Raw genomic sequence first — 13028 nt, 5'->3', positions numbered from 1 at the left:
GGCTCCCGTTGTCGGGCCCGTTGATCGACCAAGCGAAGCACCGAGTGACCAAGCAGAGCAGGGCGGAAGGGGCATTGCCGTGATCGAGCAGCCGGCGTACACCGGTTTCGGTTTCTCCGACGGGGAGTGGGGGTTGCTGGTCGGCCTGCCGCAGTCGGTTCTGACCGCGGCGAGCGCCGCCGAGTCCGACGGCACCCGCCGGACCATGGCGGAGACCGCTGCCGGCCTGGAGACCATCGCCGCCGGCCGGGAGTCGGCCAGCCCGCTGGTCGCGGCCGTGGCCGGCGAGGTCGTGACCCGGGTCGGTGACCCGGAGACCGGTGCGGAACTGCCGGTCATCGCGCCCACCGACCCGAGGGCCATGATCGACGACGTGCTGCTGCGCGCCGGCGAGGCCTCCGCGCTGCTGGCCGCCCGGGTCGACGAGGGCGAGGCCGGCGCGTACAAGCACTGGCTCGTGAAGATCGCCGAGCAGGTGGTGGGCGCCGCGTCCAGCGGTGGGCTGCTGGGCATCGGAGGCGAGTCCGTCAGCGACTCCGAGCGGCGCTTCCGCGACCGGCTCGCGCACGTGCTCAACGACTGACGCCCCCGAGCCGCCACCCTGGTGGCGCGACCGCCCGTGGTGCGCCACGTTGATCGACTCGGTTTCCTGGAAACCGTGGCATCCCCGCATTCGGGACGCCCCGACTTCCGGGAAACCGAGTCGATCATTTGGGGCGGCTACGCCTCGGCCGGCGCCGGCAGCGCGGTCGGCGTCGGGTCGCTCGGGAGCTCCGCGGTCGGGTCGGCCGGCTGGACGCCGCGCAGCGTGACCAGCGCGGCGACCGCGCCCAGCACCATCGCCACCATGGCGGCGACCGCCGCGAGGTGCAACCCGTCGGTGAACGCGACCCGGGCGGTGTGCAGCACCGCGTCGGCCACATCCGCCGGCAACTCCTGGGCCACCGCGAGCGCGCCGCCCAGGGTCTCCCGGGCAGCGTCACCGCTGTCGGCGGGCAACCCCGCCGGCAGGCCGTCGAGGATCTCGCGCCGGTAGACCGCCGCGCCCACGCTGCCGAGGATCGCCATTCCCAGCGCGCCGCCCAGCTCACTGCTGGACTCGGTCAGCGCCGACGCGACTCCGGCCTGCTCGGGCGGCGCCGCGCCGAGGACCAGCTCGGTGACGAGCTACATCACCAGCACCAGGCCACCGGCGTAGACACTGGCGCCGACGAGCAGCAGCCACAGCGGCGACTCCGGCGTGACACGGGTCAGCACCGCGAAGCCGAGCACGGCGATCCCGAACCCCGCTCCGATCAGGTACGCCCGCTCGACGCGCTGGGCGAGCGCGGCGGCGGCCGGCGCCACAGCGCCCACGGCCAGCGACGGCACCAGGCTCCACAGTGCCGCTCGCAGCGGGCTCAGGCCGAGCACCAACTGGAGGTGCTGGGTGGTGAAGATGGCGAAGCCGACCAGCGCGAACATCGCCAGCAGGTTGACCGCGAGCGAGCCCGCGAAGCCCCGGCGACGGAACAACGCGAGGTCGATCATCGGGTACGTCCGGGTCCGCTGCCGGTGCAGAAACAGCGCGCCCATCAGCAGACCGGCGACGATGGCGAGCACCCGCGCCGGGCTGAGGCCGTCGCGCGCCATCTCCTTGATGCCGTAGATCACCGGTAGTAGCGCGCCGAGGGACAGCGCGGCGCTGAACAGGTCGAACCGCCCGGTCGCCGGGTTGCGTGACTCCGGCACGAGGACCGGGGCGAGCAGGAGCAGCATCAGCATCGCCGGGATGTTGATCAGGAAGATCGAGCCCCACCAGAAGTGCTCCAGCAGGATGCCGCTGAGCACCGGGCCGAGCGCGATGCCGCCGGTGAGAGTGGCGGTCCAGATGCCGATGGCGGCGCCCCGCTGCTTGGCGTCGTGGAACAGGTTGCGCACCAGGGCGAGCGTGGACGGCATCAGGGTGGCCCCACCGATGCCGAGCACGGCGCGCGCGGCGATCAGGGTCGCGGCGCTGTCGGCGTACGCGGCCAGCAGCGACGCCGCCCCGAAAGCGGCGGCGCCGATCAGCAGGAGCCGGCGTCGGCCGATCCGGTCGCCCAGAGCACCCATGGCGATGAGCAGCCCGGCCAGCACGAAGCCGTAGATGTCGAAGATCCAGAGCTGCTGGGTGGCCGTGGGGCGCAGCTCCTCGCTGATGAACGGGACGGCGAAGTAGAGCACCGACACGTCCATCGAGACCAGGAGCAGCGGCAGCATCAGCACCGTGAACCCGATCCACTCCCGTCGGCCCGCCCGTGGTGCCGGTGTGGTCGTCGCCATCATGACCAGTCACCCTTCTGCGTATGTCGTACGCTGTTATGCGTAGACCATACGCAGAACTAGGATGGCGAGGCAAGGAGGAAATGTGGCGGCACAGACGGACGACAGCGGGCCGGCGATCCCGGCCTCCATCGAGAGCGCCTGGGGGCTGCGGGAACGGCCACCCAAGGGCCCCCGGCCGGGGATGAGCGTGCCCGCCATCGTGGACGCCGCCGTACGGGTGGCCGACGCCGACGGGCTGGCAGCCGTCTCCATGAGCCGGGTCGCCAAGGAGCTGGGCGCCGCCACCATGGCCCTCTACCGCTACGTCGGCTCGAAGGACGAGCTGCTGATGCTCATGGTGGACACCGGCTACGGCCCGTCGCCGGGACCGCCTCTGCCGGAGACCGACTGGCGCGCCGGCCTGACCCGGTGGGCCTGGGCCGAGCACAGGGTGCTGCGGCACCGCGCCTGGTTGCTGCACGTGCCGATCAGCGGCCCGCCGATCACCCCGCAGCAGCTCGGCTGGATGGAGGACGGGCTGCGCTGCCTCGACGGCACCGCCCTCGGTGAGGGCGAGAAGATGTCCGTGCTGCTGCTGCTCACCGGGTACGTCCGCAACGAGGCCACCCTCACGTCGCAGGTGGCCGAGGGCAGCAAGGCCGCCGGCGTCGCGCCCAGCGAGATGATGCCGGCGTACGGTCGGACGGTGGCCCGACTCATCGACCCGGACCGCTTTCCGGCGCTGCACCGGGTGCTGACCGCCGGCGTGCTCACCCAGGACGACGACCCCGACGACGAGTTCGCTTTCGGCCTGGACCGGATCCTCGACGGCATCGAGGCCCTGATCCAGCGCCGAGCCAGCTGAGGGAACCGGATGCTGCCGAGAGACACCATCGACACCACGGTCCTGCCCCCGGGCGAGCGGTTCGGGATGTGGCTCGACCTGGTCGCGCGCACCTCCGCGCCGCTGCGCATCCAGTCCGCGCACGCCGACGACTTCGCCGCCCGCGCCGACTTCATCGAGCTGGGCCCGATCCAGCTGGTGGAATACCAGTACCCGTCGCTGGACGCCACCCGCACCCGCAAGCTGGTCCGCCAGTCCGACCCGGAGCTGTACATCCTCGCCTTCACCACCGGCGGCATCGGCACGTCCAGCCAGGACGGTCGCCGCAGCGAGATCCTGGCCGGCGAGTTCACCTTCTACGACGGGTCCCGACCGCACGACGTCTGCCACCACGCGACCGAGCCGGAGCGGGACCAGGCGAGCTCGATCATCACGTTGATCCCGCACGCCGCGCTGCCGTTGCCGCCGCAGCGGATGGCCGCGCTCTACGGCGGTCGGATGTCCGGCAGCGAGGGGATCGGGGCGCTGCTGGCGCAGTTCCTGTTGCAGGTGACCGGGCATCCCGAGCAGTACCATGCCGCCGACGCCAGCCGGCTCGGCACCGTGGGACTGGACCTGGCCACCACCATGCTCGGCCGGCACCTGGTCGCCGAGGACGCCGTGCCCACCGAGGTCCGCCGACGGGCGCTGCTCACCCAGGTGCAGGCGTACGTCCACCGGCACCTCGGTGACGCGACGCTCGGCCCACAGGTCCTCGCCGACGCCCACCACATCTCGGTGCGGTCGCTGCACCGGCTGTTCGAGGCCGAGCACACCACCGTGGCGTCGTACGTCCGGGGTCTGCGACTGGCCCGGTGCCGGCGTGACCTGTCCGACCCGGCGCTGCGCAACCAACCCGTACAGACCATCGCGGCGCGTTGGGGGTTCTCCGACAAAGCTCATTTCAGCCGGGCGTTCCGGACGGCATACGGGGTGAGCCCGCAGGAACACCGCGACGGCGGCTCGCATCCGGCGCGGATCGTCAACCGGCCGGCATCAACGGTCAACTCACTGCCGGCAGACTGACACCAGCGCGTCCACCGTTCGATCGGTGGGCCGCCAACGGGGGCCGTGGCGCGGCGCCCGCCGCGAGAACGCGGCGGGCGGCCGCCCGGTGCACCCCTCATACCTGAGGCCCCGGTCCCGCCACCTCCCCCCAGGATCGTTGGCGGGGCCGGTCAGGTCTTCTCCAGCAGCTCCAGGACCACCCGCTCGGCCTCCTCGCGTGGCGCCTGCGGGTCCACCGACGCCACCACCCCGTCGTGGTACAGGTCAACGACCCGCGGATCCACGTAGGACGTCCGCGCCACCGTCGGGGTGTTGCCCAGCAGCTCGGCCACCTCGCGCATCACCGTGACCACGGCCTTGCGTCGGGCGGTGACCGAGCGGGCCGGGCCGACGGTCGCCAACTCGGTGGCGGCGAGCACTGTGGCGTGCCAGGTGCGGAAGTCCTTGGCGGTCATCTCCCCGCCGCTGGCGTCACGCAGGTACCCGTTGACCTCGTCGCTGCGCACGTCGCGCCACTCCCGGCCGTCCCAGTAGCCGAACAGCCGGTCCGCCCACCGCCGACGACGGCGCAGATTGACCAGCACCTGGCACAGCTCGGGGTCCTCGATCCGGCGTACCTGCTCGATGCCACCCTTCGCGGGGAACACGAAGACCACGCAGCCGCCCCGGGACCGGGCATGCTCGGGACGCAGGGTGGACACCCCGTACGTCGGGTCGTCGCCGGCCGCGTACTGGTCGCTGCCGACCCGGAACATCCCCATGTCCAGCAGTCGGGCCACCGTCGCCAGCACCCGGTCCCGGCCCAGCCCTCGGCCGTCCAGGTCACGCCCCACCCGCTCGCGCAGCACCGGCAGCCGGCGTGCCACCTCCAGCATGTGGTCGAACTTCGCCTCGTCCTGCTTCTCCCGCCACCGGGGGTGGTAGACGTACTGCTTGCGCCCGGCCGCGTCGATCCCGATCGCCTGGATGTGCCCGTTCGCGTGCGGCGAGATCCAGACGTTCTGCCAGGCCGGAGGAATGACAAGCTCTCGCAGCCGGGCCAGGACCTCCGGGTCACGGACCGGATCGCCGGCCGGGTCGACGAAGGTCCAGCCCCGTCCGCGCCGACGCCGCCCGTACCCCGGTCCACCCGGGTCGCTACGCCGCAACCGCACCGGAGACACGCACCAGCCTTTCCACCTCAGCCACGGCGGCCAGCACCTCGCCGAGACGCAGGGCCGCCATCGTCGGGTGGCTTCCTACCCCGTCCCACCTGGGCCAATCCCCCTCGCCGGCCCAGAGCACCCGGTGCCGGGGCCGGTCCGGCGGCGGCCCCCAGTGCGCCGGCGGCACCGGCCCGAAGAGCACGACCGAGGCGGTGCCGTACGCGGTGGCCAGGTGGGCGACCCCGGTGTCCCCGCTGACCACCAGCCGGGCGTGCGCCACCAGCGTGGCGAGCGCGCCGAGGTCGGTGCGGCCGGCCAGCACGGCGTCGGACGGCAGGCCGGCCGCCTCGGCCACCCTCCCTGCCAGTGCCCGCTCGTCGGCCGAGCCGGTGAGCAGCACCCGGTGCCCCTGCTCGCTGAGCGCCCGGGCCAGCGCGGCGAACCGCTCGGCGGGCCACCGCTTGGCGGGGACCTTGCTGCCGGGATGCAGCACTGTCACACCCGTGGGCAACCCGGCCGCCCCGGGCCGGCGCAGGTCGAGATCGGCGCGGTCGGCCGCGATGTCGTACCAGGACAGCAGCCGGCACCACCGGTCCGCCTCGTGCTCGTCGGCGGACCACCGCGGACCGTCGGTGTGGTCAGCCTCCGGGTTGGCGAAGGCGAACAGCCGGCCGGGCCGGGTGGCCGCGAGCAGCCGATGCGACTGCGGGCCCCGCCCGTGCAGGTTGACCGCGACCTGCGGGGCCGCCCCGACCCGGATGGGCCGGTCCAGCCCGGCCGTGTCCACCAGCCGGTCGACGCCGCCGACCAGGTCGACCAGCGGGGCCAACCAGGCGGGCGCGGCGAGCGCCAGCTCCCGGGACGGGTACGCGGCCCGCAGCGCCCGCAGCGCGGGCACGGCGGTGAGCAGGTCGCCGACGCCGAGGGCGCGCAGCACGAGGATCACGGGTACGACGTCTCCTGCTCGGCGCAGACCACCAGCTCGCGAACCGCGCAGCCGGGCGGCTGGTTGAGCGCGAACATGACGGCGGCGGCGGTGTCGGCGGGATCGTTGAGGATCGCGTCCGGCCCCGGTTTGTACTGCGGGTCGCGCTCGTCGAAGAACGCGGTGCGCATCCCGCCCGGGATGAGCAGCGTGACACCGACCTGCCCGGCGAGCTCGGCGGCGAGGGCGCGGGTGAAGCCGACCACGCCGAACTTGGCCGCGCAGTACGCGGTGGCGTCGCTGACCGCCTTGACGCCCAGGGTGGAGGCGACAGTGACGATGCGCCCCCGGGACGTCAGCAGGAACGGCAGCGCGGCCCGGATCACCGCTGCCGTGGCCAGCAGGTCCACCGCGACGATCCGGTCCCAGGTCTCCCCCGGCACGTCGGCGAGTCGACCCGGCACGTCCGTGCCGGCCGCGGTCACCACCGCGTCCAGGCCGCCGGCCTGCTCGGCGAGGTGCTGGGTGGCCACCTCGGCGGCCCGCGTGTCGGCCAGGTCGCACTCGGTCCAGGACACCCCGTCGGCCGGCGGCTGCCGGTCCAGCACGATCGGTCGGCCACCGGACGCGGCCACCGCCGCGACCACCGCCGCGCCGAGCCCGCTCGCGCCGCCGGTGACCAGGACGGTGGGCCCGGCTCCGGGCCGCGTGGCGGTCATCGGACCCGCTCCGCGAGCGTCCGGACGATCATGTCGGTGGTGGAACGACCGTCCAGATAGGGCACCACCACCGTGTTTCCGCCCCACCGGCGCAGAACCTCCGCCTCCGGCAGGGTGGCCGAGGCGTCACCGCCGCCGGTGGCGTAGTCGCCACCCTTGACCCAGACGTCGGGTCGTATCCAGGACAGCGCCGCGTCCGGGGTCGGCTCGTCGAAGACGAGGACCGCGTCGACACAGCTCAGAGCGGCCAGCAGCCGACTGCGGTCACCCTCGGACATCACCGGCCGCTCCGGGCCCTTCAACCCGGCCACGCTGGCGTCGGAGTTCAGGCAGACGATGAGGCAGTCGCCGAGTTGCCGGGCGGCCTCCAGGGTGGCCACGTGCCCGGCGTGCAGCAGGTCGAAGCAACCACCGGTCGCCACCACCGTGCCACCTGCGGCCCGTACCTCACCCAGGAGCGTGGCGACCGCCGCGACTCCGACCCGGTCCCCACCGGGGCTGACCAGAGTGGCGTTCGCAGGGCCACCCCTCGTTCGCGACTGCGCGGATCGCAACCCGGACTCCCTCCTCGCGTTCGCCGCCGGAAGCGCCGCGGCCACTCCTCCACCCGCCACGAACCGGGACGCCTCGGCGACCGCCGCCTGCACCGCCTCGGAGACCAGGGCGCCCTGAGCCAACGCGAGGCTGGCAGCGGCCGCGAAGCGGTCGCCGGCTCCGCAGGTGTCCCCCTCCGCGCTGCCGGGGGTCGGCACCACCAGCGGCGTCGACCCGGCGTGGCAGAGCAGCGCGCCGTCACCGCCCAGCGTCACCGCGACCGCGCCGGCCCTCCAGCGCCGGCGGAGCCCCTGCGCACCACGCGAAGCGGTGGCCAGCCGGGAGGCACCGGGCAGCGCGGGAACCAGCTCCCGCACCTCCGACTCGTTCGGGGTGGCCAGGTGGACGCCGGGCACCGCCGCCGGACCGCGCGGATGCGGGTCCCACACCACCGGCGCGCGGGTCGCGGCCAACGCGTCACGAAGCGCGGGCTGCCGGGCCACCCCCCGGCCGTAGTCGCTGACCAGCACCGCCGACGCTCCGGCGATCACCCGCAGCACCTCGTCGGAGGGCTGACCCGGCTCCCCGGACGCGCCGCCGCGGTCGTGGCGCAGCAGCACCCGACCCCGAGCCCGTAGCCGGATCTTCTCCGGCGTCGCGCCGGAGAGAGCCAGGGGATACACCTGCACACCGGCGGCGGCGAGCAGCGTGCTCAGTCGGGCTCCGCCGGCGTCGTCGGCGAGCGCGGTCACCAGCACCACCTCGGCGCCCTGCGCGGCGGCGAACACCGCCGCCAGACCGGCGCCACCGGGTCGGTCGGTGGCCACGGTCTCGTCGAGCACCGGCACCGGGGAGTCCGGGCAGAGCCGGTTCACCACCCCTTCCACGTCCCGGTCGAGCAGGGTGTCGCCGAGCACCACCACGGGTCCTCTCACGCTTGCCTCCTCATCCTCACGCGTCGACCTGCTGTCCGGTCCCACCGTCGAGCACCACTTCGACCCCGGTACGCACCGACCGGGCCGGCGGAGCGGGCTCGGTCGGTGCGTGGTGGACCGCCGCCGGATCGGCGACCGCGGCCAGGGCGGCGGGCAGTTCCTGTTCGAGGTACTCACAGAGCAGGTGGCTGGTCACGAGGTGCAGCTCCTGGACGACCTGGGTGTCGGGGGACGCGACAGCCAGCACCTCGTCACAGGCGTCGGCGAGGGGATTGGGCGTCGCCCCGGTGAGCGCCCAGCTCGTCAGGCCGGCCTCCCGGGCGGCCAGCGCGGCGGTGATCAGGTTGGCGCTGCTGCCGCTGGTGCTCAACAGGAGCAGGACGTCACCGGGACGACCATGCGCGCGCACCTGGCGGGCGTAGACGTCGGTGTAGCCGTAGTCGTTGGCGATGGCGGTGAGCGCGCTCGTCTCGGCGTGCAGCGCGATCGCGGACAACGGCTGCCGGTCGTGGTGCAGCTTGCCGACCAGCTCGGCGGTGAGGTGCTGGGCCTCGGCGGCACTACCGCCGTTGCCGGCGACCAGCAGACGACCCCCGCCGGCCAGCCGGTGGGCCAGGTCCGCACCCCAGCGGGCCAGCTGCGACTCACACCGCCGGTACGACACCAGCGCCGCGGCGAGGTTCGTCAGGTGGGTGTCGAGCAGGCTTCCCGCCGGCATCAGGCCACCACCCGGGTCGGGCGACGCACGGCGGCCACCTCGCTGTAGACCTCGACCAGCCGCTCGGCGGTTGCCGCCCACGAGTACCGCGTCCGGGCCCGCTCGCGCGCCGCCGTCGCGTACGCGAAGCGCCTGATCCGGTCGTCGAGCAACCCCTGGATCGCGGCGGCCAGCGCCTGCGGGTCCCGCGCCGGCACGAGGTCACCGGTCGTCCCGTCGACGACGGTGTCCCGGATGCCGCCGACGGCGGTGCCGACAACCGGCACCCCACAGGCCATCGCCTCCAGCGGGGTCAACCCGAACGGCTCGTACCAGGGTGCGGCGACAAGCAGGTCCGCCGAGCGGTACCAGCGGCCCATCTCCTCCCGGGGCACCGCGCCGACCAGGTGCACCCGGTCGGCCACCCCGCACGACTCGGCCAGTGCTCGAAGCCGCCGGGCGTACGGGTCGGTCTCCAGCAGCCCCTCGGGCGGGCCGCCGACCACCACGCACTCGGCGTCCGGGACCAGGGCCATCGCACGGACCACGGTCTGGAAGCCCTTGCGTTCGACCAGTCGGCCCACGGTCAGGATCCGGGCCCGACCCGACTCGCGGTCGGCGGCCGGCCCGAGCGGGGCGAACGTGGCGAGGTTGACTCCGGAGGGCACGACGGTCATCCGGGACCGGGGCACGCCCATCCGGACCAGTTCGCCCACCTCGTCACGGCACTGGGCGACGATCCGGTCCACCGAGCGGCCCAGCTCGCGCTCGTAGGACACCCGGCGGGCCGGGCTGGTGTCCTGCACGCCCTGGTAGCGGCGCTTCACGGTGCCCAACGCGTGGTACGTCTGCACCACCGGCACCCCGGTCTGCCGGCCGGCGGTCAGCGCCGCCAGGCCGCTCATCCAGAAGTGCGCGTGGATCACCTCGGGCACCCAGTCCCCGCCCCGCCAGCGCTCGATCAGCCAGGCACTGAACTCCCGCATGTGCGGCAGCAGCGCGTCCTTGGCCACCGGCTCGGCCGGCCCGGCGGAGACGTGCACCACGTCGTACCCGTCCGGGCTGCGGACGGTCACCGGCAGGTCGGGCGCGTCCCGCCGGGTGTAGACCCGTACCTCGTGCCCGGCGGCGGCGAGCGCGGCGGACAGCTCCGCGACGTGCGTGTTCTGGCCGCCGGCGTCCTCCCCTCCGAGGACGGCGAGCGGGCTGGCGTGCTCCGAGATCATCGCGATCCGCATACTTCCTCCTCCAGCAGCCGGTCCCAGTCAGCGAGGAAACGGTCGAGGCCGTACCTGTCGCGTGCGGCCGTTCGCGCCGCCGCGCCGGCCTGGCGCGCGGTCGCCGGTTCGGCGATGAACCGGCGGGCGGCGTCGAGCAGGGTGTCCGTCCGGGTGGCGAGGGCGCCCGCCTCCGGGGGTACCGCCATCACCGCCTCGGTGGTGGCGAGCGCGACGACCGGCATGCCGATCGCCATCGCCTCGATGAGGCTGAGCCCGAGCGAGGTCCACCGGCACAGGTGCAGGTACGCGCGCCGCCGGGCCAGCTCGGCGTGCATCCGGTGCTGGGGTACGTCGTCGTGGCTGGTGAGCCGGTCGGCGGGCAGCCCGAGGTGGTCGGCCAGGCCGGCGACGCCCATGCCGAAAACGTCCAGAGGCGCGATCTCGGCGAACTGGGGCAGCAGGTCGGTGCCGGTGACCCGTCCTCGCCGGATCGGCTCGTTGATCACCACGGCGAGCCGGTCGAGTTCGCCGGTGTAGGAGACGGTGGGGGCGACGATGCCGTGGTCGACCACTGTGGTGCGGGTGGCGCCGGTGTCCCAGAAGATCTGGTTGAACCCGGTGACGTGGGCGATGAGCAGGTCGTCGCGGTCGGCCATGGGGTGCCGTGTGTTGGGCACGTCGCCCTTCGGGGTGTTGTGTTCGACGTAGATCGCCGGGAGGTCGCGGCCGGGGCGGCGGCGCAGCCACGCCTCGGCCCGGTCGATCTCCTCCGGCCGTTGCAGGATGACCAGGTCGATGTCGGCGCCCGGCAGGTCCTCCGGGGCGACCTCGACCGCACTGTCCGGCCAGGGGTAGGTGCGGGCCCGGCCGAGGCCGTAGGGGCCGCGGTCGGGTGTGGTGGGGATCAGGTAGCGATGGCTGCCGTGCACGAACGACGTGGTCCACGAGCCGTGCACGTGCCAGAGCAGGATGTTCATCGGCTGCCACCACCACCGACGGCGAGCATCCGCAGCGCGTCGACCACCTCGTCCGGGTCGATGCCACTGAGGCAGGGGTGCCCGGGGACCGGGCAGCTGGCGGCACGGGTGTCCCGGCAGGGCGCGGCGGCGTCTCCGAGCCGAACGGTGGGCACCCGGTACGGCCCCCACTGACCGAACGGGACGGTCGGCGCGAAGAGACTCACCACCGGCACTCCGCTCGCGGCGGCCAGGTGCGCGGGCCCGGTGTTGCCGACCACTACCGCGCTGGCGTCCGCCACGATCCCGGCCAGCCCGGCCAGGTCGGTTCGCCCACCCAGGTCGGTGCCCCCGGCCGCCGCGACCCGGGCGGTGACGTCACGCTCGTCGGAGCTGCCGGTGACCAGCACCCGATGCCCGGCGGCGGTCAGCGCCCCGGCGATCCGGGTCGCCACCTCAGGCGGGCAGGCCCGGCTCGACGCGGCCGAGCCGGGGTGCAGCACCACGTACCCCGGGTCGCCGAGGTCGGCCGGGCGCGGCGGCACGGCGTCGCGTCGGAGCCGGAGCACAGGTTCGTCGCCGTCGGGCAGCCGGTGACCGGCGGCGGCGGCGAGGGAGAGGGCACGTTCCGGTTCGGGGACGCCCACCGGCACCCGGTGCCGGACGTCCAGCAGCGAGCCCGGGTAGTCGTCGCTGATCGCCGCGATCCGGCCGACGCCCGCCATCCGCAGCAGCAGCGCCAGCGGCAGGGCGGACTGGTGGAACGAGGTGAACACCACCGCCTGGTCCGCGCCGATCGCGGTGAGGCGGGCGGTGAGGCTCCGCACCGCCTCCGGGTCGACCGGCCCCGGCGTGGGGTCGATCCAGGGCAGCGGGTGCTCGATGATCTCGTCGACGCCGGGCAGCAGGTCGGCGGCGGCGCGGCCACGCGGCCCGCACAGCAGCACCACCCGCTGCGCCCTCGCCGCGACGGCACGGATCGCCGGCCCGGTGACCAGCACGTCCCCGGCCGAGTCCGACCGGACCACGAGCGCCGTGCGCACCGGGTCACCGGTCGGGGTCGCCTGTCGTACGGCCTGTTGGCGGCGCAGGATCTCGTCCACCGCCGCCGGCAGGTCGGTGGCCACCCACCCGGCGGCCGCGATCTCCTCCGGTCGGGTCACCGGGGTCGGCACCAGCACCCCTGCCGCCCCCGCGGCCAGCGCGGCGCCGACGTCCCGGCCGATGTCGCCCACCAGCACACACCTGGACGCGGTGGTGCCCAGTTCCCCAGCGGCGGCGTACACAAGGCCGGGAGCCGGCTTGCGGCAGTCGCAGCCGTCGGCGTCGTCGTGCGGGCAGACCAGCCACGCGTCGAACCGACCCAGCAACTCCTCGACGCGGGCGTGCACCGCCCGCATCTGCTCCCCGGTGAAGTAGCCCCGGGCCAGCCCCGACTGGTTCGTCACGACCGCCAGGCGCAGCCCGGCCGCCCGCAGCCGGTCCAGCGCCGCCCGCGCCCCCGGCACCGGCCGCACCTTCTCCGGGTCGCCGTTGTACGGCACGTCCTCGATCAGGGTGCCGTCGCGGTCCAGCAGCACCGCGTCGTACAGGACGGGCCGGGGGCTTCCGACAGTTGTGCGACTGGACCCGGCGGAACCGGCGCGGTCAGCAGCGGCGTAAACCGGGGCTGACCTGCGCTGATACGGATCCTCCTGGTCCTGTCGCACAGCCGGCGGGT

At 74.1% G+C, this 13028-nt stretch carries 13 protein-coding genes; 3 read left to right on the top strand and 10 right to left on the bottom strand.

The genetic code is table 11. The features are described 5' to 3' along the window. Positions 1–79 precede the first annotated feature (79 nt). Positions 80–583, top strand: a complete 504-nt coding sequence (locus tag CLT68_RS17105) for a hypothetical protein (protein ID WP_099852122.1) — start codon at positions 80–82, stop codon at positions 581–583. 137 nt (positions 584–720) lie between these two features. On the opposite strand, the gene CLT68_RS33830 is transcribed toward CLT68_RS17105, so the two are convergent. Together CLT68_RS33830 and CLT68_RS17100 are read right to left on the bottom strand one after the other, a co-directional pair. Continuing rightward, a complete protein-coding gene (locus tag CLT68_RS33830) occupies positions 721–1050 on the bottom strand; it encodes a hypothetical protein (RefSeq protein WP_486482207.1) in 330 nt (109 codons plus the stop codon). 117 nt (positions 1051–1167) lie between these two features. Further along, the gene (locus tag CLT68_RS17100) at positions 1168–2307 is read right to left on the bottom strand and encodes an MFS transporter (protein WP_486482206.1); all 1140 of its coding nucleotides are present in this window, start codon (positions 2305–2307) and stop codon (positions 1168–1170) included. An 82-nt stretch (positions 2308–2389) separates the two neighbouring features. Between CLT68_RS17100 and CLT68_RS17095 the strand changes: the two genes are divergently transcribed. Further along, positions 2390–3151: a TetR/AcrR family transcriptional regulator C-terminal domain-containing protein gene (locus tag CLT68_RS17095; RefSeq protein WP_199177069.1), complete on the top strand. Its 762-nt coding sequence runs from the start codon at positions 2390–2392 to the stop codon at positions 3149–3151. Positions 3152–3160: 9 nt separating this feature from the next. Next, positions 3161–4195 (top strand): helix-turn-helix domain-containing protein, encoded by a 1035-nt coding sequence (locus CLT68_RS17090; protein ID WP_099852119.1) that lies wholly within the window; start codon positions 3161–3163, stop codon positions 4193–4195. A 152-nt stretch (positions 4196–4347) separates the two neighbouring features. Here the strand turns inward: CLT68_RS17090 and CLT68_RS17085 are convergent, their stop codons facing one another. From CLT68_RS17085 to CLT68_RS17050, 8 genes are read right to left on the bottom strand one after another with little or no spacing between them, the layout of a single operon-like run. Beyond that, complete coding sequence (locus CLT68_RS17085) at positions 4348–5331, bottom strand: DNA topoisomerase IB (protein ID WP_099852118.1); 984 nt, start codon at positions 5329–5331, stop codon at positions 4348–4350. Next, positions 5315–6268 (bottom strand): glycosyltransferase family 9 protein, encoded by a 954-nt coding sequence (locus CLT68_RS17080; RefSeq protein WP_099852117.1) that lies wholly within the window; start codon positions 6266–6268, stop codon positions 5315–5317. Before CLT68_RS17080 ends, CLT68_RS17085 begins: the two co-directional genes overlap by 17 nt. Further along, complete coding sequence (locus tag CLT68_RS17075) at positions 6265–6966, bottom strand: SDR family oxidoreductase (RefSeq protein WP_099852115.1); 702 nt, start codon at positions 6964–6966, stop codon at positions 6265–6267. Before CLT68_RS17075 ends, CLT68_RS17080 begins: the two co-directional genes overlap by 4 nt. Continuing rightward, positions 6963–8435 (bottom strand): PfkB family carbohydrate kinase, encoded by a 1473-nt coding sequence (locus tag CLT68_RS17070; protein ID WP_099852114.1) that lies wholly within the window; start codon positions 8433–8435, stop codon positions 6963–6965. Before CLT68_RS17070 ends, CLT68_RS17075 begins: the two co-directional genes overlap by 4 nt. 16 nt (positions 8436–8451) lie before the next feature. Then, entirely contained in the window at positions 8452–9156 is a 705-nt protein-coding gene (locus CLT68_RS17065; protein ID WP_099857266.1) for an SIS domain-containing protein, read from the bottom strand. Next, positions 9153–10370 carry a glycosyltransferase gene (locus CLT68_RS17060; protein ID WP_099852113.1) on the bottom strand — a complete coding sequence of 406 codons (1218 nt, stop codon included), beginning with the start codon at positions 10368–10370 and terminating at the stop codon, positions 9153–9155. The genes CLT68_RS17065 and CLT68_RS17060 overlap by 4 nt, the downstream gene beginning before the upstream one ends. Further along, positions 10355–11329: a glycosyltransferase gene (locus CLT68_RS17055; RefSeq protein ID WP_088947329.1), complete on the bottom strand. Its 975-nt coding sequence runs from the start codon at positions 11327–11329 to the stop codon at positions 10355–10357. Before CLT68_RS17055 ends, CLT68_RS17060 begins: the two co-directional genes overlap by 16 nt. Next, the gene (locus tag CLT68_RS17050; protein ID WP_099852111.1) at positions 11326–13017 is read right to left on the bottom strand and encodes an HAD-IIIA family hydrolase; all 1692 of its coding nucleotides are present in this window, start codon (positions 13015–13017) and stop codon (positions 11326–11328) included. Before CLT68_RS17050 ends, CLT68_RS17055 begins: the two co-directional genes overlap by 4 nt. Between the last annotated feature and the right edge of the window lie 11 nt (positions 13018–13028).

The sequence above is a fragment of the Micromonospora sp. CNZ299 genome (assembly GCF_002754415.1).
This window is presented reverse-complemented; position numbering and strand designations above follow the sequence as displayed.